The sequence below is a fragment of the Shewanella mangrovisoli genome (genome assembly GCF_019457635.1).
Taxonomy (GTDB): Bacteria; Pseudomonadota; Gammaproteobacteria; order Enterobacterales; family Shewanellaceae; genus Shewanella; species Shewanella mangrovisoli.
The window spans coordinates 2,952,283-2,970,437 of the sequence record NZ_CP080412.1 but is presented as its reverse complement, the minus strand read 5'-3'; the positions used below and the strand labels follow the sequence as shown (position 1 = coordinate 2,970,437).

Annotated in this window: 19 protein-coding genes; 7 read left to right on the top strand and 12 right to left on the bottom strand. The window is 47.6% G+C overall.

The window, feature by feature from the left end:
• Positions 1-183 precede the first annotated feature (183 nt).
• On the top strand, positions 184-1,227 hold the full coding sequence (locus K0H60_RS13120) for a PQQ-dependent sugar dehydrogenase (RefSeq protein WP_258405826.1): 1,044 nt from the start codon (positions 184-186) through the stop codon (positions 1,225-1,227).
• A gap of 130 nt (positions 1,228-1,357) precedes the next feature.
• Here the strand turns inward: K0H60_RS13120 and K0H60_RS13115 are convergent, their stop codons facing one another.
• The 4 genes from K0H60_RS13115 to K0H60_RS13100 form a co-directional block, all read right to left on the bottom strand.
• A complete protein-coding gene (locus tag K0H60_RS13115; protein WP_220056002.1) occupies positions 1,358-1,726 on the bottom strand; it encodes a VF530 family protein in 369 nt (122 codons plus the stop codon).
• Positions 1,727-1,864: 138 nt separating this feature from the next.
• A complete protein-coding gene (locus K0H60_RS13110) occupies positions 1,865-3,313 on the bottom strand; it encodes a carbon starvation CstA family protein (protein ID WP_220056001.1) in 1,449 nt (482 codons plus the stop codon).
• Positions 3,314-3,508: 195 nt separating this feature from the next.
• Positions 3,509-4,219: a two-component system response regulator BtsR gene (gene btsR, locus K0H60_RS13105; protein ID WP_011717493.1), complete on the bottom strand. Its 711-nt coding sequence runs from the start codon at positions 4,217-4,219 to the stop codon at positions 3,509-3,511.
• Entirely contained in the window at positions 4,216-5,898 is a 1,683-nt protein-coding gene (locus K0H60_RS13100) for a sensor histidine kinase (RefSeq protein WP_220056000.1), read from the bottom strand. The genes btsR and K0H60_RS13100 overlap by 4 nt, the downstream gene beginning before the upstream one ends.
• 128 nt (positions 5,899-6,026) lie before the next feature.
• On the opposite strand from K0H60_RS13100, the gene K0H60_RS13095 reads away from it, so the two are divergent.
• Entirely contained in the window at positions 6,027-6,278 is a 252-nt protein-coding gene (locus K0H60_RS13095) for a YecH family metal-binding protein (RefSeq protein ID WP_220055999.1), read from the top strand.
• Between the two features lie 265 nt (positions 6,279-6,543).
• Here K0H60_RS13095 and K0H60_RS13090 read toward each other — a convergent pair whose 3' ends face one another.
• From K0H60_RS13090 to K0H60_RS13065, 6 genes are all read right to left on the bottom strand, one after another.
• A complete protein-coding gene (locus tag K0H60_RS13090) occupies positions 6,544-6,885 on the bottom strand; it encodes a hypothetical protein (RefSeq protein WP_011717490.1) in 342 nt (113 codons plus the stop codon).
• On the bottom strand, positions 6,872-7,540 hold the full coding sequence (locus tag K0H60_RS13085) for an AAA family ATPase (RefSeq protein ID WP_011717489.1): 669 nt from the start codon (positions 7,538-7,540) through the stop codon (positions 6,872-6,874). Before K0H60_RS13085 ends, K0H60_RS13090 begins: the two co-directional genes overlap by 14 nt.
• Positions 7,541-7,617: 77 nt before the next feature.
• Positions 7,618-7,920 (bottom strand): PilZ domain-containing protein, encoded by a 303-nt coding sequence (locus tag K0H60_RS13080; protein ID WP_011717488.1) that lies wholly within the window; start codon positions 7,918-7,920, stop codon positions 7,618-7,620.
• A 152-nt stretch (positions 7,921-8,072) separates the two neighbouring features.
• Positions 8,073-8,477: a phosphate-starvation-inducible protein PsiE gene (locus tag K0H60_RS13075; protein WP_011623180.1), complete on the bottom strand. Its 405-nt coding sequence runs from the start codon at positions 8,475-8,477 to the stop codon at positions 8,073-8,075.
• Between the two features lie 149 nt (positions 8,478-8,626).
• A complete protein-coding gene (locus tag K0H60_RS13070; RefSeq protein WP_220055998.1) occupies positions 8,627-9,799 on the bottom strand; it encodes an NnrS family protein in 1,173 nt (390 codons plus the stop codon).
• A gap of 409 nt (positions 9,800-10,208) precedes the next feature.
• Entirely contained in the window at positions 10,209-10,718 is a 510-nt protein-coding gene (locus K0H60_RS13065; RefSeq protein ID WP_011717486.1) for a DUF2062 domain-containing protein, read from the bottom strand.
• Positions 10,719-10,750: 32 nt separating this feature from the next.
• Here K0H60_RS13065 and K0H60_RS13060 point away from each other — a divergent pair, with 32 nt between their 5' ends.
• The 4 genes from K0H60_RS13060 to K0H60_RS13045 are packed head-to-tail and all read left to right on the top strand — an operon-like array spanning position 10,751 to position 16,084.
• Positions 10,751-13,072 (top strand): DNA internalization-related competence protein ComEC/Rec2, encoded by a 2,322-nt coding sequence (locus K0H60_RS13060; protein WP_220055997.1) that lies wholly within the window; start codon positions 10,751-10,753, stop codon positions 13,070-13,072.
• Between the two features lie 32 nt (positions 13,073-13,104).
• Complete coding sequence (gene msbA, locus K0H60_RS13055) at positions 13,105-14,907, top strand: lipid A export permease/ATP-binding protein MsbA (RefSeq protein ID WP_088213047.1); 1,803 nt, start codon at positions 13,105-13,107, stop codon at positions 14,905-14,907.
• Positions 14,908-15,915: a tetraacyldisaccharide 4'-kinase gene (lpxK, locus tag K0H60_RS13050; RefSeq protein ID WP_220055996.1), complete on the top strand. Its 1,008-nt coding sequence runs from the start codon at positions 14,908-14,910 to the stop codon at positions 15,913-15,915.
• Entirely contained in the window at positions 15,905-16,084 is a 180-nt protein-coding gene (locus tag K0H60_RS13045) for a Trm112 family protein (RefSeq protein ID WP_011623174.1), read from the top strand. The genes lpxK and K0H60_RS13045 overlap by 11 nt, the downstream gene beginning before the upstream one ends.
• A 129-nt stretch (positions 16,085-16,213) precedes the next feature.
• Here the strand turns inward: K0H60_RS13045 and K0H60_RS13040 are convergent, their stop codons facing one another.
• Complete coding sequence (locus tag K0H60_RS13040) at positions 16,214-16,678, bottom strand: single stranded DNA-binding domain-containing protein (protein ID WP_220055995.1); 465 nt, start codon at positions 16,676-16,678, stop codon at positions 16,214-16,216.
• A gap of 165 nt (positions 16,679-16,843) precedes the next feature.
• Between K0H60_RS13040 and K0H60_RS13035 the strand changes: the two genes are divergently transcribed.
• Positions 16,844-17,533, top strand: a complete 690-nt coding sequence (locus K0H60_RS13035) for an energy-coupling factor ABC transporter permease (RefSeq protein ID WP_220055994.1) — start codon at positions 16,844-16,846, stop codon at positions 17,531-17,533.
• Positions 17,534-17,592: 59 nt separating this feature from the next.
• On the opposite strand, the gene K0H60_RS13030 is transcribed toward K0H60_RS13035, so the two are convergent.
• The gene (locus tag K0H60_RS13030; protein ID WP_086902606.1) at positions 17,593-17,949 is read right to left on the bottom strand and encodes a glutaredoxin family protein; all 357 of its coding nucleotides are present in this window, start codon (positions 17,947-17,949) and stop codon (positions 17,593-17,595) included.
• Positions 17,950-18,155: the final 206 nt, after the last annotated feature.

Here is an 18,155-nt window from a genome sequence, read left to right as displayed (position 1 = left end):
AGGATTTGGTAATACGGTATATCTAAGGTAACGTAGGCCAATTAATTGTACGACAATAATTTTACCCTACTAGGATGCGAGTCAATGGATCATAAAAAACGCGCCGCACTACTCACAACAGCCAGTTTTAAGGTGGTTTCTCTCTTATCTCTCAGTGTCTTGAGCGGCATTTCTGCGCCGGCAATGGCCAAGAATATCTTAGATAAATTGACGGTTGCCGAAGGCTTTAACGTAAGCCTATTCGCTGATGATGTTGAAAATGCGCGTGAAATTACCGTATCCGATAAAGGTATCGTCTATGCGGGCTCGATGAAGGCGGGGAATGTTTATGCCCTAATCGACCGTAACCAAGACGGCGTTGCCGATGAGAAAATCCTAGTTGCCTCAGGACTTAAGCTACCTTCAGGTGTGGTCATCAAAGATGGCGATCTGTATGTATCCGAAGTCGAGCGGATCATTCGATTCAAGGATATAGACAACAACTTAAACTCACCCAAATTTGAGGTGGTGTTCGATGGCTTTCCAAGTGAAACCCACCATGGCTGGAAAGTGTTAGGGGTTTCACCGACAGGTGAGTTGATCATTCCAGTGGGCGTACCCTGCAATGTGTGCGCGGAGAATGAACGCTATGGGCGTATTTTCTCGCTTAATCTTGAGACCAAAAAATTAACCACTATCGCCCAAGGGGTTCGTAATTCCGTCGGGTTTGATTTTCAGCCCGGCACTCAAACTCTTTGGTTTAGCGATAATGGCCGCGACATGATGGGCGATGATATTCCTCCCTGTGAAATCAATAAGGTGAGTTACTCTGGTGAACATTTTGGCTTCCCCTATGTGCATGCAGGTACGATTCTTGATCCTGAGTTTGGCCAAGGTAAAGATCCTGCCAAATACACTGCCCCAGCACTCTCCTTAGGGGCACATGTGGCGCCGCTCGGCATTCATTTTTATTTGGGTAAACAGTTCCCTAGCGACTATCAACAGCAGTTGTTTGTGGCCGAGCATGGTTCGTGGAATCGCACTAAGAAAGCGGGTTATAAAGTGGCTGTGGCGACGATAGAGCAAGGCAAGGTGGTCAAATACACCCCGTTTTTAACTGGCTTTATGCAGGATGAGCAAACCTTCGGTCGTCCTGTGGCGTTTGCCGAATTAGCCGATGGCAGTTTACTCGTATCGGATGATTATGCGGGGGCGATTTACCGAGTGACTTATCCGCAGACAAAGTAGCCGATAGCTAAGGCTTAAACGTTAATCCTACAGATAAACTGCTTAAAAATAATGCGCGGGATAATCGAGTGAATTATCCCGCGCATTTTTGTCTGTTCTTGTGAATGCGCTTTTGAATATTCTTGCGAAATTAGTCGCGCTTACCCCAGATATGGCTATTGATCTGGCCATCCGTTGCAGCTGACGATGTGGCCGTATTCGCCTGAGCAGATTTCTGTGCTGGTTTTGAAGGCTTCTTGGCCGCTGTTTTCGCCGGAGCGTTAGATGATTTTGTGGCTGGCAGTGGCAGTTTATTGGTTTTTAAATACAAATATTCCACTTTTTCCCGCGCCCAGTCGGTTTTTCTTAAAAAGCGCAGGCTCGATTTGATACTCGGATCTTCGGTAAAACAACGGATTTTGATGCGCGCGCCGAGTTCTTCCCAACCATAGTGTTCCACCAGTTGGGTAACTATGGCTTCGAGTGTGATGCCGTGTAATGGGTTATTTGATTGAGTCATCTTGAATAAACTGCCGTGAACAATAGCGGGATTATACCAGTATTATGGGCTTAGGCTTTAGATGCTGGATAAAAAAACGGGCACTGATGAGTGCCCGTTCAATTTGAGTCGCGATATTTCTAGTAATTTTGCTAGAAATTAAGCTTCATCGGGTAATTCGCCGTCGCTATCGACTTCGCCTTTACCTTTGGTTTTCACAATCAATAACGCAGTGATAACTAAGGTTGAAATGGTACCTGCAATGGTCGACAGGGTCATAGGTAAGCCCGCGCCTAAGGTTGCTGAATTGAGCAGGAAGGTGATAACCACAGTAGTCATAAACATCGCTGGAATAGTGGTGATCCAGTGCAGCTTGTTATGACGCAGTAGGTAAGCAGAGGCCGTCCAGAGCATTAATACTGCGGTCGCCTGGTTAGCCACACCGAAGTAGCGCCAGATCACGCCGAAGTCAACTTGAGTCAATAAACCACCAATCACAAACAATGGGATGGCAAGGACTAAACGTTTTGGTAACGCAACCTGTGGCATTTTAAAGAACTCAGCCAAGATCAAACGGGCAGAGCGGAAAGCGGTGTCGCCTGAGGTAATTGGCAGAATGATTACCCCAAGGATGGCCATAAAGCCACCGACAGCACCTAATAGACCGGTAGAGGCTTCGTATACTACGTTTGCAGGGTTGCCCGCCATGCCAGTGCTTAACCCTTCAACACCGTGGAAGTAAGACAGCGCAATCGCACACCAGAGCAGGGCGATAATACCTTCACCGATCATGGCGCCAAAGAACACGAAACGGCCGTTCTTTTCGTTTTCAACACAACGTGCCATCAGCGGTGATTGTGTCGCGTGGAAGCCTGAAATCGCACCACAAGCAATGGTGATAAACAGTGCAGGCCACAGTGGCATGTCTTTAGGGTTTAAGTTTTGGAAGAAGTCACCCGCTTGCACATTAGGCAGCAGTGTATGTTCGCTCGATAATATGATTGCAAAGGCTAAACCAAAGGACATAAAGAACAGCAGCGCGCCAAAGAAGGGATACAGGCGGCCGATAATTTTATCGACAGGTACCACTGTAGCAATCAGGTAGTAAACGAAGATAATCGCAACGAAAATGCTGACATCCCAACCCGTCAGCTTGCCTAATAGGCCCGCTGGCGCAGAGATAAACACCACACCCACAAGTAACAGCAGGATGATGGCAAACACGTTCATAAAGTGTTTGGCACTCTTACCTAAGTATTTACCCGCAAGGTTAGGCACAGATTGGCCGCCGTTACGGACCGACAGCATACCCGAGAAGTAATCGTGCACTGCACCGGCAAAAATACAACCGATCACAATCCACAGCATGGCTGCTGGACCGTAAAGCGCACCTAGGATTGGGCCGAAGATTGGACCCACACCCGCGATATTCAATAATTGGATTAAGTACACTTTGCCTTTTGACATAGGCACATAGTCTACGCCGTCGGTTTGGCTAAAAGCCGGTGTTTGACGTTTTTCGTTGATACCAAATACCTTTTCAACAAAGGTACCGTAGATAAAGTAACCGCCGATCAATAGACCGACGCAGAGTAGGAACCACATCATTTTAGTTATCTCCCCATTTTGAGTTGTGCAGAGTGTAAACAAGTTGTTTACACAAAACAGGGCTAACTGGGTGAGAGGTCGATAATGCTGACTCAGCGGTAATAGAATGGGGCGAGCGGTTGCATACGTATGTCATTCATAAGTATTAACTGCCCCGAGTGGTTAGGAGATGAGCATAAGCGGTCAATAACCGGACTATTGGAAGCCAAACAATTGCTTAAGGCTTTTGAGGTAGCGGCGGGATACGGGCACTTTGTCGCCAAGTAGGGTGGTGACTTCGGCGCCAGTATCGAGCAGTTCTATCTCGGCAATGGCTTTGGGCGAAATCAGATATTGGCGATGACAGCGCACTAGCGGCGTTTTTTCCTCTAACACCTTCAGCGTGAGCTGGGTGTGGACCTTGCCTTTGGTACAGGCGACATGGATACCGCTTAAATCGCTAAATACATATTCAACATCTTGAATTGGGATGACTTTTAACTTACTGCCGCTGTAACAGGGCAAATGCTCCAGCGTCGATGGCGCGATCAGGTTCACGGCTTGTGGTGTCAGATCCTTACGCACTCGTTTCAAGGTTTGGCTAAGGCGCTCGGCATCTATGGGTTTGAGTAGATAATCAAAGGCATGATTATCAAAGGCTTTGACTGCAAACTCATCGAACGCAGTCACAAACACGATTTTCGGCAAAGTGTCGGGATCGAGCATGGCTATGAGCTCCATGCCGGAAATCCGCGGCATTTGGATGTCGAGAAAAATCAATTGAGGTTTTTCTTTGGCAATGGTTTGCAGCGCTTCAATTGCATTGGAGCATTGGCCGATAATCTCAATATCAGCTTCCTGACCGAGCAGATCGGCCAGTTCTTCGCGGGCAAATAATTCATCGTCGACAATTAAACAAGTGATCACGTGTTAGTTTCCGTCTGTTCTATGGGTAAGCGAATGGTGACTTTGGTGTACTCATCTGGTTCGCATTCCACCTGAATGCCATACTGCTCGCCAAACAGGTTTTGGATCCGTTTATGGACTAAGTTCATGCCTAGTCCTTCAGAACCCATAATGGGTTGGTAAAGCCCAGCATTATCAGTGACTTCTAAGACTAATACCTGTTCATCCATCCGGCCTGTTACCTTAATTTGCCCTTGCTCAATCATATGGGAGGTACCGTGTTTGACCGCATTCTCAATGATCGGCTGAAGGGTAAATGCAGGCACTTTGCAGTGATAGAGTGACTCAGGGATAGCGATATTGACCTGTAATTTATCAATAAATCGGGCTTTCTCAATGGTGAGATAGGAGGCGATGTGATCGAGCTCATCCCCGAGAGTTACTAAACCTGTGGTACGCTTTAAATTGATCCGCAAAAACTGCGACAACTGCTGTAACAGTTGCTTCGACATATCGGGATCGCGCTTAATAATCGCACTGATGGTATTGAGTGCGTTGAATAAAAAATGCGGATTCACTTGAGCTTGCAGCAATTTGAGCTCGGCTTGGGTCAGCAGATTTTGCTGCTGTTCAAAGCGGCCATAGAGGATCTGGTTCGACAATAGCCGCGCAATCCCTTCGCCTAAGGTGCGGTTTATGTTCAGGAACAGCTTATTTTTAGGCTCATATAACTTGATGGTGCCAATGACTTCGGTGTCGCTGCGAAGTGGGATCACAAGACTCGAACCGAGTTTACACTGGCTCGAAATCGAGCAGGAATAGGGCATTTCCACTCCATCGGCGAACATCACCTTGTTTTGGTTAATGGCCTCAAGGGTTATTTTTGAGGAAATCGGCGTGCCGGGAATATGATGGTCGGCGCCTATGCCGATAAAAGCCAAGAGTTTTTCGCGGTCGGTAATGGCCACCGCGCCGACATTGGTCTCTTGGATCACTATTTGCGCGACCTTACCGCTGCTCTCTTCGTTAAAGCCCTTGGAGAGTAAGCCCACGCTGCGCTCGGCAATCTTGAGTGCCTTGGTCGAGAAGCTGGAGGAAAGCTTATCGAACATGGTTTTTTGGTCACGGATCATGCTCATAAACAGCGCTGCACCGATGGAGTTAACCAAGAGCATCGGCGGCGCAATCTGCCGAACTAATTCCCAGGCATCATCAAATGGACGGGCGATCAGTAGAATAATGCTCATCTGCATCATTTCGGCGTAAAAGGTCACTAGGCAAACTAACAGTGGATTGTAAATAAGCTCGCTCTTGCCCGCGCGGCGCAGGTAAAAACTGATCATGCCCGCCGACAGGCCTTCGAGTGTAGTGGAAATGGCGCAGGCTAAATCGGTAAAACCACCCATGCTGTAGCGGTGCAAACCACCCGTGATACCAACTAAAAATCCCGTGACAGGCCCGCCGAGTAAACCACCTAATACGGCGCCCATCGCGCGAGTATTGGCAATGGCGCCCGAGGTTTGCTCGCCAAAATAGGTCGCCATGATACAAAAGCTTGAAAAGATGAGGTAAATAAAAATTTTGTGCGGTAGGCGGGGCGCGGTTTCGGCGAACAGTTTAAAGAGTGGCGTTTTACTGACCAAATACACTATCACTAAGTAGAGTGACATCTGTTGAGTCAGGAGCAAGATCAAGGACATAGTGGCTCACTTTATCGTCATTGCAGTCGGCACAGGCATTGAAATCGGCAGTATGTGCGCAAGATCAGGGTTAAAATTCAACAGTTCGGATATAAAGCTTAATCTTTTTTACATCTTTTGGAGAGACTATGTCCGATTCTGTTCACGGTCATGACGTTATGGCGCTGATGGTAGCGCAAGAAAATCCGCTTTTAAAGCCTGAGTTTATCGCCTTGATGGCACAAAGCTTTGGTGATAATGCACGTTACCACACTTGCAGCGCCGATAATCTACAGGCGGAAGAGCTGATTAGCCTATTACTGCGCAAAGGAAAAATGCTGGAATCGGAGCAAGGGTTGACTCTGGCGGCTGGCCGGCAGTGTAACCATTCACACCACTAGATGATTGAAAGTACTCTTGTTAATCTAAGCTTAGGCAATAGAAGTTGAGCTTCATTGCAGTCTAGGTTCATATGGGCCTAGGCGAACTAACCTTAGTCGAAATAGCGTCGGTCCAGTTTAGAACCATTGGCCGCATTAGGCTGCGGCCAATTAAATCTCTAAAGCAGAATTTTATAGAGGTTTGCATCGCGGCAGTTTTATTGCAGAAAACTTAAGCAGCTATCACTCACCGATAACCGCTAATATCAATGTATAAAGAGTCGAGTTAACCCTCATTTTTCTTACTTTTATTGACTACTTTGAGTTGTTCTTCAGCCGTTCTGTGGCTGAACTCATCAATCAAAATACGCAGCAGCCGCGATTTGGCGATCTTGGTTTCCTTTGCCAAGCCATCGAGCTGGGAAATACTGGTTTCGGTTAAGGTAAAAGTCGCGTGGCGGTAAATCTTGGCGGACTTTTTATCTAATCCCTTTGGCTCGACTGTGGGGATGTTAAGAATACTCGCCTTGCCAAGAGCATAGTTATTGGCATCTTCAATAAAATCATCAACAGAAACCGACTTGATGACTTGTTTGGGTTTCTTACGTTTAAGATCAGTTAAGCTCATAACTATTTTCTGGAGGTAAGGTGAACAGCTCATCCACAATTGCGCGGATTTCGTCGGCCGCTTTTCCATCGGGCTCAATTTCTATCACAGACGATCCTTTTTCCTCACTGTCATCGTAAATGTTACGGCAAAACGTCACCGAGTTAAGCACGCGTAACCCGAAGGATTGCACCACTTCTTTGGCCTCTAAAATACGTTTGACCTGTGTGGGCAGCGCGGGGCATTGGGTGAGCACTATGGTGGCCACCATTTTGGGGTTAACCATCTTACAGGTGCTGAGCATGTCTTCCATATGGGGCAAGGTTTTTAGATCGCGACGCTTAGGTCTTAGGGGGATCACCACGTAAGTGGCCACCGACATCGCGGCGCGCATCGCAAGGTTATCTTGGCCACCACAGTCGACAATCACATAGTCAAAACGCTCATTGAGACTGAGCAAATCGTTACGAATTTTGCCGTAGAGTTGAATACAGTTAATGGCAGGGAGGCTAGGGTCGTTGTTTCGGGCTTGGATCCAATCGGATGTGGTACGTTGTGGGTCACAGTCGACCATCAGCACATTGGCGTCAAATTTCTGTTTTATATAAACCGCCAGATTTTGCGCGAGGCAACTCTTGCCACTACCACCTTTTTCACCACCCACCAGCAATATCATAGCTATGTCCCCTGTACGAATAGTTCAACTAATTCAGTGTAGAACAGCTCAATCGACCCTGCGTAGCTGGATTGAAATTAAAGCAATTGCATGGCGACATGATAGCTTTGATCATGACGTTTAGAGCAGCGGCAGACCTGACCTTTAACGCTATTCTCATGATCGGTGTCAGGATTAAAGGTCACAGTGACTAAATCACCCAGCGAGAACGGTTTTTTATAATCAAACAAAATACCTCGACGGGCTAAATCGATGCACACGCCTTGGTCGGTATGGTTTACATCGTCGTTATCTGTCCAATGTAAGAGTACGCGCTCGGCTTCCATATCCACGCGAAGCGACCCACGTTTTTCTTCAAATCCTGTTGGATGGTCACCCATAACTCAATTGCCCCGTAAATAATTGATCTCAGTAAAACTAGCATAATTGCTTTTTGGCAGAATACCAATGTGAAAGCGAGGTCTTTGGTGGGGATTTTACTGGCAGGAACAACGCGCCATTGCGTTTGGGTGGGCAATGGCGCGCAGGAGAATTAATTATCGTATTCTTGATTTTTAGGGTAGGGCATTTTTAATTGGCCCCAGCGGATAACGATAACCGTCGCCGCTAAAATCAACGTAGAGAGTGAAATGGCGGCAATGCGCCAGTCATCCATGCTCTTCATATCTAAGATTAAGTACCGCGCTAGGGCGACAATCGCAATGTACAGCGGCATACGCACGGGTAATTTGCCCGATTCGGCGTAGTTGGCCACCATGGCGAGCACTTCAAGGTAAATAAACAATAACAGTAGATCGGCAAGCGCTACGGCGCCGACATTAAAGACATGAACAATTTCTTGACCGATGGCGACAACGGTCGCAATGGCGATGATGATTAATACCAGATGCTCAACGGCTTTTAAGCCCTTGGCACCGTATTGACGATAAAATGGCATAGGTACTCCCTACTGAATATTTTTATAAATAGTAACAGTAAAAATACCTTAGGTAGGGAAAAGAGGCGTGATTCTCTGTGACTCAATTCACAAGATAACAATTGCTTGTTGAGCCACAGAATCAAAGCGCCGTGATTTTAGGCGCTGCTTTAGCCAGGGCGTCCATCGACCCTTACGCGACAAAGCATTGGTCCATAACAGTAACAGAAACAGCCAAAGGCTAAGATCCACAGCGCAATGGCGGCGAGCATGAGTTCGATAAACCAAGTACTAAGTAAGCCCGCGAGGACACGCAGCACTGTGGCGCAGAGGATCAAGGCAAAAGCCAGCGCCATTGGTCGCGGCGGCGTCAGTGTACGCCCCGTATGCCCGAGCGAGACCCGTGACATCATCGCGAGGATCATTCCGCCCAATCCCCCAACAGTAATGGCATGCATGCCAACGGAAAGTGGCAATCCTGCGGCAATCAGCCCTAAACCTATGGGGATACATAAGTAACTTAAATGCAGCGACCATAATAGTGGCACTGGCCAACTGGCATTCCATCCCCAGCGAGACCAACGAATGAAGAGTACTAAGCCTGCGACACCTGCAAGAATACGGGTCAATAATGTTTCTGTTAAAAAGAGACTTATCACTAGGGCTAATAGGCTAACGAAACTTAAATACTCTATCGCTGGGATAGGAGACTGTTTTTGCCATTGGGTAGCTCGCTCAGTGAAAAATGGGATCACCCGTCCACCGAGCAGCGCAACAATAACCGCGACCAATATCACTGCGGCATAGAGTCCGTTATTCATCCAATTCAATTGATTAGTCATTAAGCCGTAATAACTCACGCCGTTGAAAACGGTGAGTAAACTCAGAATGGGGATAAACACAAAGTTGCGCCACTGGCGAACCTCAATCACCGAAATGGCTAACAAGACTGCTGTTAAGGGTAAAAACAGCAGATCGATGACCAGAATGGCCACAAGCGGAATATTGAAGGGCAATATGAACAACAACCGAGGCAGTAGCCAGACTAAAAATAGCCCAGCTAAAGGCAAACCTTTAATGCCAGGGCGTCCTGTCCAGTTTTGAACGGCCGTCAGTAAAAAGCCTGCAACTACAGCGCAGACAAAGCCAAAAATCATCTCATGACCATGCCACCAGAGAGGATTGAGTGTGCTTGGCAGTAACGATTTGCCTGAGAGCAAACCGCCCCATATGCCCAAACTTAAGAGACTAAACAGGCTGGCAAACAGGAAAAAGGGTCTAAAACCTAAGCGAAACAAGGCCACTTTGGGTTGTAAGTGTGCGGGTTCATCAATATTCAGCATACAGGGCAGTGGTGAAGGTGAACATGGGAATATTTTAAGCTGCAAATAAAATGAATGTATATATCTCCTTTTGAGTAACAGTCAGTTTATTGCCGTGTAAGCTGTTTATTTTGCTGTTAGATGTGACGGATTGTCTCTCTAGTTGGAGACGAGATAGGGCTATTTAGCGATTTAAGTTTAGTAAGCGGCAAGTGTTACAGGGGCTGAGGAGGTCATGCTTAGAGGAGTTAACTCGTTCAATATCTTGGGTGAGCTTGACTACAAGATCCAATGCAACAAGTTAAGCAAATGTATCTAAGCTGGACACTTATAAGACATCTAAGCGCTAATCAAAGTGATTAGATGCGCTTAGATGCCCTTAAATCAAATACGAGTGAGCCGCGGGATGGTGCGGCAAAGATTCGGCAAATTATTTGGTCTTACGCTTTTGCCATTTAAACATGATGGAGTATTTCCACAGATTACTGATCGTCAGGTATCCCAAGGCGGAAAATATGACTCCCAACACTAAGCAACCAAGCAAAAATGCAGGGCCAATGGTGGCCAATGAAGACTCAATCCATTGCCAGCTGGCTTCAAAGGCAAACTCCTGCGGCGCATGGCCAAGAATTTTTGCGCCCAATAAATAAGCGCCATAAAACATCACTGGCATGGTGAGCGGGTTGGTGATCCACACTAATGCGACAGAGACAGGAATATTGACATTAAACAGGATGGCGAAAGCGGCGGCGACCACCATTTGAAACGGCATTGGGATCCAAGCGACAAACAAACCTATGGCAAAGGCCCCCGGGGCAGAGCGGCGATTAAGCGCCCACAGATTGGGGTTATGTAATAAGCGACCGAAAATGCGTAGGTGTTTGTGCTCACGCAGGGTTTCAGGCTTAGGCATATATTTTTTGATTAATTTTTTTGGCATAGGCTGAAATTGCTGTCTTAACTTAATTCACTATGAATGGATTCATTTTTGGCTTTAGTGCCACCTTATTATCAGCGATGTTGTGGCCCTCGCTGCTGCCAATCGATTCTTTACCCTACCTTTGCCTTGGGGCACTCATCTTATTCAAAAAAGCGCCTAGTTTGTCTGGCGTACTCTTCGCGATGTGTTGGCTTACAGGGTTTTGCTTAGTCTTATCTCGGCAGGATCTTCCTTTATCGCAACAGCCAATTCAAGTGAGGGCCGAAATCATATCACTAGTTAGTCAAAACAGCGACTGGGTTAGCTTCGATATTATTGTCGATAAACCAAATTTAATCTTTTGGCCAAGGGCGAAGTTGCGACTCACTTGGCAATCTCCTGAAGCGGTGCAAGTGGGACAAGTTTGGTCATTTACGCTGATGCCTAAAACTATCTCGAGCGTGTTAAATCAAGGTGGTTACAACGAACAAAAGCAATTGATTAGTCAGCATATTGTTGGCAAGGGCAGGGTACTACATGCAACGTTAGAAACATCGCTTTTTTCATTAAGAAATCATCTGATTAGCCAATTGTCCCCTAAGTTGTCGACATTTGCGCAGGGGGATATTTTGCTCGCGCTGATCTTGGGCGATAAGCAACTCATACCAGCCAGTAAGTGGCAGGCATTAAGGCAAACCGGAACTGGGCATTTAGTGGCGATATCTGGGCTGCATTTATCTGTGATCACCGCTTGGGTTTATGTATGCACGCTGTTTCTATTAAGCCGCTTCGCGGCGCATCCGAGCAGGCGAAATCTAGTGATTGCGCTATTGCTCGCCGGAGGTAGTGCCTTATTTTATAGCTATTTAGCGGGGTTTGCCGTTTCGACCCAACGCGCGTTAGTGATGATTTTATTGATCATGCTGCTGAGTTTATTAAGACGCTACTCGAGTGCGTGGGACCGTTTACTGTTTGCACTCTTTATTGTGCTTTTGCTCGATCCGCTTGCCTGTTTGAGTGCTGGTTTTTGGCTGTCGTTTTGCGCCTTGGCGATTATTTTATATACCTTGGAAAGCGTGCCGCGTATTCAGCCCGTTGAAGGTAACGCTACCTTTAGGGCAAAAGCGAGAGGGAGACTTGCGCAATTTTGGTCAATTCAATGGCGTTTAAGTCTGGTATTAGGGCTGGTGCAGGCGGTTTTTTTCGGCGGCCTTAGTGTACACAGTCTGTGGATGAATATGCTGGTGGTGCCGTGGTTTAGCTTAATCGTTATCCCCTTGTCTATGCTGGCGTTTATCCTCTGGTGGTTAGGCTCGCTTTTTGGTCAAGCATGGTTTGGGCTGTTCCATCTGGCTGATTTAACACTACTTCCTTATGGCAAGTTACTCGAACTTAGTGGTGATTTACCCGCCCATTGGCATTCGGTCTCTGAGACCTTACTCGGGTCCAGTCTGTGTGTACTGTTGGCCTTGATACTGTGGCGTTACCTTCCGCATCATAGTCGGTATGGGCTCTGGCATTTACCCTTAGCCTTGCTGTTTATTCCGTTCATATTCGTGATTTTTCCACGTGTGACTGAGTCATCCTCCCCTCAGTGGACACTGCATCTACTGGATGTGGGGCAGGGATTAGCCGTGGTGATTGAACAGGATAAACGCGCACTTATCTATGACACGGGCGCCGCCTTTGGTGAGGATTTTAGCTATAGCGAACGGGTGATTATCCCGTTTATTAACAGCAAAGGCTTAGCTCAGGTGGATTATATTGTTGTGAGTCATGGGGATAACGACCATGCTGGCGGTGCCGAAGTGCTGGCTAAAGCCTATCCAAGGGCAAACTGGATAACCGATGTGGCTCATTTAGAGGGGATGCCCTGTGTGCCGCAGCAAATTCAGTGGCAGCAATTAACGTTAAACTTTATCTCGCCTCAGACTGCCAAGGGAGGGAATAACGCCTCTTGCGTGCTGCGTATTGATGATGGTGTGCACAGTCTGCTACTGAGTGGTGATATTGAAAAGGAAACCGAAGCGGTACTGATTGAACAAGCGCTCGCAGGCGCCGAGCTTAAAAGCCAAGTGCTCATTGCGCCGCACCATGGCAGCCGCACCTCATCAATTCCTGCCTTTATCGATGCAGTCGCCCCTGAATTAGTGTTGTTTCCGGCAGGTCTTAATAATCGTTATGGTTTCCCCAAGCCCGATGTGGTTGCGCGCTATCAAGCGCGTGATATTCATTATTTAACGACGGGGCGAGAAGGGCAGATCAGCGTCTCTTTTGCTGCTGGACGGCTCGAGGTGAAGACCTATCGGCGTGATTTGGCGCCATTTTGGTATAACCGCTTGTTTAGATTTGGTGACTTGATTAATCCAGAGTAGAATGGCCACTTTGCCATAATTTAGTGTTTTCAATGACAGCATCTCCTAAAGACGAAATGTGGACAGTTTTCAAACGACTACTGGGCTACCTCAAACCGATGAAGGGCATGTTTTTGCTTTCAGTTGTCGGCCTGATTGTATATGGGCTTGTCGACGCGGCCTTTATTTCTTTTATCGGTCCTTTTATCGATAAAGGCTTTTCCAGTACACCGGCGATCAGTAACGGTATCGCACTCCCCACTAGCCAAGGTTTTCATGCCGATAACCAAGTGTTATTAATGGCGCCGATAGTGGTTATTTTGATGTTTTCCCTGCGTGGTTTTGCGAACTTTGTCTCCACCTACGGCATTTCTTACATGAGTGCGCGTTTGATCATGGATATGCGCCAGCAGGTGTTTGAGCATTATCTGAGCTTGCCCGTGAGCTACATGGATAAAGAAAACACCGGGAACTTGATTTCAAAAGTCACCTTCGATACCGAGCAAATTGCCCGCGCATCGGGCAGTGCCTTGATCTCCATCGTGCGAGATGGGGTGACGGTTATCGGTATGCTTGCGCTGATGTTTTATAACTCGTGGAAGCTTTCCCTCTGTATTTTAGTGATTGGCCCGATCATGGGATTGGTGATCACTATTGTCAGTCGCCGCTTCCGTAAGGTATCGAAACAAATCCAAACGGCGATGGGCGATGTCAGTGCTGCAACCGAGCAGATGATTAAAGGTCATAAAAACGTCTTGGCTTTCGGCGGACAAGAAACCGAAACGGCGCGTTTCGCCAAAGTGAATGATAGAAACCGCCATCAAAATATGAAACTCGCCGTGGCACAGGCGATTAGCCAGCCGCTGATCATGGTGATTGGCTCTTTCGCATTGGCCTTTGTGCTGTATGCGGCGAGTCTCGATAGCATGAAAGCCGATTTGACCGCTGGTACCTTCGCGACCATCCTCGGCGCTATGATGGCCATGTTGCAACCCATCAAAAACCTCACGCGTGTGAATGCCGAATTTCAACGTGGTATCGCGGCCTGTACCACGGTCTTTGAACTGTTAGATACTTTGCCAGAGTCGGATACGGGGACCTACACAGTCCAGCGTGCTAAGGGCAACTTACGTTTCGATAATGTGTCCTTCAGCTACGATGGGCAGGAGCGCCGCGCCTTAGATAATATCGATTTCGAGGTGACTCAAGGGCAAACCTTGGCTTTAGTCGGTCGCTCTGGTTCGGGTAAATCCACTATCGCCAGTCTGGTGACGCGTTTCTACACTGGCTTGGAATCTGGTGATATTCTGCTCGATGATGTCAGCATCTATGATTACTCATTGAAATCATTGCGTAATCAAGTAGCTTTAGTGTCGCAGCAAGTGACGCTATTTAACGATACTATTGCTAATAATATAGCCTATGCTTATCCCGGCGAAGCGACCCGCGAGCAGATTATCCAAGCGGCGACCTTAGCCCACGCGATGGAATTTATCGAGCAACTGCCCGAAGGTTTAGATACCCAAGTCGGTGAAAACGGCGTGTTATTATCGGGCGGTCAGAGACAACGTATCGCGATTGCCCGCGCTATGCTGCGTGATGCGCCTGTGCTGATCCTTGATGAAGCCACCTCGGCACTCGATACCGAATCTGAGAAAGCGATTCAGCAGGGGCTGGATAATCTTCGTCAAAACCGCACCTCGGTTGTGATTGCCCACCGTTTGTCGACCATTGAAAGTGCCGACCAAATTTTAGTGGTCGATCAAGGCCGTATCGTTGAGCGCGGTACCCATAAATCCCTTCTGGAACTTGGCGGCATGTATGCCAAGTTATACCAAATGCAGTTTGGTAGCTAAATGCAGGCGCTGGTGAATAAAATCTGGTACGAGGGCCACCCATTGCGGTGGCTCTTGCTGCCGTTTTCAGTGCTATTTGCCTTGATTACTGCCATTCGACGCGGCCTGTTTCGTTTGGGACTCAAATCCCAAACTTCATTACCCGTGCCCGTTATCGTCGTCGGTAACATTACCGTTGGCGGCAGCGGTAAAACGCCTACCGTTATCTATTTAATTGAGTTGTTACGGCAACAGGGGTTTAAGCCTGGCGTCATCAGCCGTGGTTATGGCGCGGATATACAAGGGGTAAAAGTCGTTACCGCGGCAGATAGCGCGGCGGCAGTAGGCGATGAGCCCGCCATGATTGTCGCGCGTACCGGTGTGCCTATGGTGGTGGGAGCCAAACGTGTCGATACCGCCAAGGCGTTGTTGGCAGAGTTTGCCGTGGATGTGATTATCTGTGACGATGGTTTGCAGCATTACGCCCTCGGCCGTGACATTGAGCTGGTGGTGATTGATGGAAAGCGCGGTTTAGGGAATCAGCATTTGTTGCCCGCAGGGCCGCTACGAGAAGGGGCTTGGCGCCTTAATCAAGTGGATTTTGTGGTGGTCAATGGTGGGCCCGCTCAGGCAAATCAATATGAGATGCAGCTGAGTCCAAGTGCGGTGTTACCAGTAAATCCCAAGGCTGAGGCCGTGTTTGACCCGACGCAACCTGTGGTGGCGATGGCGGGCATTGGTCATCCGGCGCGCTTTTTTGAGACGTTAACGCAGCAAGGTATTCAACTCGCGTTATCCCATGGTTTTGATGACCACCAAGCCTACGATAAACACGTGTTATGCGAGCTTGCGGCATCTCGGCCGCTGATGATGACAGAAAAAGATGCGGTTAAATGTCGCGATTTTGCACAAGAAAACTGGTGGTATTTGGCTGTGGATGCCAAGCTATCGCCACCATTTGAACAACAGCTGCTGAGCCGTGTGCGCTCTGTGGCTGCAGCTAAACAAGGAAAATCCCATGGCGTTTGATAAAAAACTGTTAGACATAGTCGCTTGCCCTGTGTGCAAGGGAAAATTGGAATACGATAAAACAACGCAGCAATTGATTTGTAAGGCAGACAAATTAGCCTATCCAATCACGGATGGGATCCCTGTGTTACTCGAAAACCGTGCAGTTCCCTTAAACGAAGCGGTTTAATTGCAGACTGAATGAATTGAGGCTTTGATTTAGCGTTCAGTGAGTTAGCTAAGTAAAGCGTTGAAATAAGGGCGATAACTTCGCCCTTATTTTTTTCTTTTTACTGGTAAAGATAAGCACTCAAACTTGCTAAAAGCGCGCAAATTTTTGTTTATCTTCCTCGGTGGCGCCTTCTTTGCATTCTCCGCGAATTTCGCCGCGTCCCGATTCAATATTTCGACTCAATTCGAAATAACCTTCGCGGCAATAGCCTGTCATTTCTAAGGTTTTTTCTAACCCCAGCTCCACCTGTTTTCCCCAAATCTCGAGTGAGTCGGCCTGCTCTTTACGACTGCGGCGCTGCTCTCTAGAATCTTGGGCGACTTGGCGCATGCGTTCTTCGTGGGGGAAGGGGCGCTCGGCATTATCCTTTTTCGATTTGTCTTCGGCTAAACCGGCTTGATAGGTAAAGAGTTTTAGGCCATCGGCGCGCAGATCTGTGGTGAGCTTATCTTTAAATTTTCCGGCAAACTCAGCGGGATCTATTGGGGCGCTGCTACAGGCGAGTAGGGTAAAGCAGCTCAGCAGTGTCAGACTTATCGATCTTAATAGCATATGAAGGATTACTCTTAGGTGATTCTCTTATCGAAGAATACCTTAATATGCCGCGAAATATCATGCAATTATGGGTTTTATTCACGATATACTGACTCTCGTATACCGTGGTTATCTTTACCGCTTTATCACGCCGAATGGCGCTGTACTGAGGGAGCCTTACTCATGTTGGACTTTTGGGCGAATCGTTTTGCACAAATCGAATGGGATATCAGCCCATTGCAGTGCCTGAGTCTGTTGCTACTGGCGCTGTGGATTTATGCCATCTGGCCTAAGGAGGAGCTACAGCAAGTACTGAAGGACAAAAGCTTACAATGGCGGCTGTTATTGACCCTGATTGCGGTAAACACCCTGTGGTTGCTCAATGCCAGTATTCAAGTGGGATTGCATTTACACTTCTTAGGTATAGTCACTTGCCTACTGATGTTTGGTTGGCGTTTAGCCACGGTTGCCTTGCTGCTTCCGAGCGCATTTTTCAGTGTGTTTGTATTAAAGCAGCCCGCCGAGTTTGGGGCTTTTAGCTTGTTTGCTATCGCTATTCCGCTGTTCTGTGCCTTTATCCTCTACAGCCGTAGTTATCATTTGTTTCCTAAGCATATTTTTGTGTTTATTTTTGTCGGCGCCTTTATTAACGCTGGCTTGTCGACGGTTTTTCACCAATTCAGTTGGGCATTCTGGCTGTGGTGGTCAATGGATTATGACTGGGGCGTGTTGATTGATAATTATCTGATGTTAATCCCGCTATTAGCGTTCCCCGAAGCGCTGCTCAATGGCATGGCGGTGACGCTTTTAGTGGTGTACCAGCCCCAGTGGTTGTTTGACTATTCCGATCGCGAATATCTTTGGCGTAAATAAACGTGGTGCTAGTAAAGCAAGGCGTAAATAAGAAGCGCGCCATAGGGCGCGCATTTCATTTAGGCAAAGCGTTGATCTAAGTAATTAATAATTTCTTTCGACTCATACAGCCATTGTACTTGGCCATTTTCTTCGATGCGTAAACAAGGAACCTGTTGCTTACCGCCCTTTGCGATCAGCTCATCTTTGTGCGGAGATTGTTTTGCATCAACCGTTTGAATATTCAGTCCTTGACGACGCATGGCGCGGCGCACTTTAACGCAGAAAGGGCAGGCATTGTATTGATATAAGGCCAGCGCTTGGGTCTGGGCGTCAATCTGTTGTTGCTCTGCCTGTGGGCGTTTGCGCTTCTTTGGGGTGAACACAAAGTTCAGTAACAAAATGATCCGACCTAAAATCCAGCGAATAATAAACATAATTACCTCGAATAAAGTGTGTTAGCGCGCCGCAGTATGGATGGTGCGAAATGGTATTTCGTTGTCGAAAAGACTTGGCGAAATGTGATTCCGCTCGCATAAAGCCGCAGAGTGTAACCTAAGGGATGCGTGAGGCCAAGCAATTGAGACTGAGGCTGTTTGCCGACTCGCGGTATAAAAACGCCCAGTGAGCACTGGGCGTTTTA

Excerpts from the sequence above, each read along its gene's own strand:
- K0H60_RS13120 (WP_258405826.1), top strand. The coding sequence starts at position 184 with ATGGCCAAGAATATCTTAGATAAATTGACGGTTGCCGAAGGCTTTAAC.
- K0H60_RS13115 (WP_220056002.1), bottom strand. The coding sequence starts at position 1,726 with ATGACTCAATCAAATAACCCATTACACGGCATCACACTCGAAGCCATA.
- K0H60_RS13110 (WP_220056001.1), bottom strand. The coding sequence starts at position 3,313 with ATGATGTGGTTCCTACTCTGCGTCGGTCTATTGATCGGCGGTTACTTT.
- K0H60_RS13100 (WP_220056000.1), bottom strand. The coding sequence starts at position 5,898 with ATGTCCTTGATCTTGCTCCTGACTCAACAGATGTCACTCTACTTAGTG.
- K0H60_RS13095 (WP_220055999.1), top strand. The coding sequence starts at position 6,027 with ATGTCCGATTCTGTTCACGGTCATGACGTTATGGCGCTGATGGTAGCG.
- K0H60_RS13090 (WP_011717490.1), bottom strand. The coding sequence starts at position 6,885 with ATGAGCTTAACTGATCTTAAACGTAAGAAACCCAAACAAGTCATCAAG.
- K0H60_RS13085 (WP_011717489.1), bottom strand. The coding sequence starts at position 7,540 with ATGATATTGCTGGTGGGTGGTGAAAAAGGTGGTAGTGGCAAGAGTTGC.
- K0H60_RS13080 (WP_011717488.1), bottom strand. The coding sequence starts at position 7,920 with ATGGGTGACCATCCAACAGGATTTGAAGAAAAACGTGGGTCGCTTCGC.
- K0H60_RS13075 (WP_011623180.1), bottom strand. The coding sequence starts at position 8,477 with ATGCCATTTTATCGTCAATACGGTGCCAAGGGCTTAAAAGCCGTTGAG.
- K0H60_RS13070 (WP_220055998.1), bottom strand. The coding sequence starts at position 9,799 with ATGCTGAATATTGATGAACCCGCACACTTACAACCCAAAGTGGCCTTG.
- K0H60_RS13065 (WP_011717486.1), bottom strand. The coding sequence starts at position 10,718 with ATGCCAAAAAAATTAATCAAAAAATATATGCCTAAGCCTGAAACCCTG.
- K0H60_RS13060 (WP_220055997.1), top strand. The coding sequence starts at position 10,751 with ATGAATGGATTCATTTTTGGCTTTAGTGCCACCTTATTATCAGCGATG.
- msbA (WP_088213047.1), top strand. The coding sequence starts at position 13,105 with ATGACAGCATCTCCTAAAGACGAAATGTGGACAGTTTTCAAACGACTA.
- lpxK (WP_220055996.1), top strand. The coding sequence starts at position 14,908 with ATGCAGGCGCTGGTGAATAAAATCTGGTACGAGGGCCACCCATTGCGG.
- K0H60_RS13045 (WP_011623174.1), top strand. The coding sequence starts at position 15,905 with ATGGCGTTTGATAAAAAACTGTTAGACATAGTCGCTTGCCCTGTGTGC.
- K0H60_RS13040 (WP_220055995.1), bottom strand. The coding sequence starts at position 16,678 with ATGCTATTAAGATCGATAAGTCTGACACTGCTGAGCTGCTTTACCCTA.
- K0H60_RS13035 (WP_220055994.1), top strand. The coding sequence starts at position 16,844 with ATGTTGGACTTTTGGGCGAATCGTTTTGCACAAATCGAATGGGATATC.
- K0H60_RS13030 (WP_086902606.1), bottom strand. The coding sequence starts at position 17,949 with ATGTTTATTATTCGCTGGATTTTAGGTCGGATCATTTTGTTACTGAAC.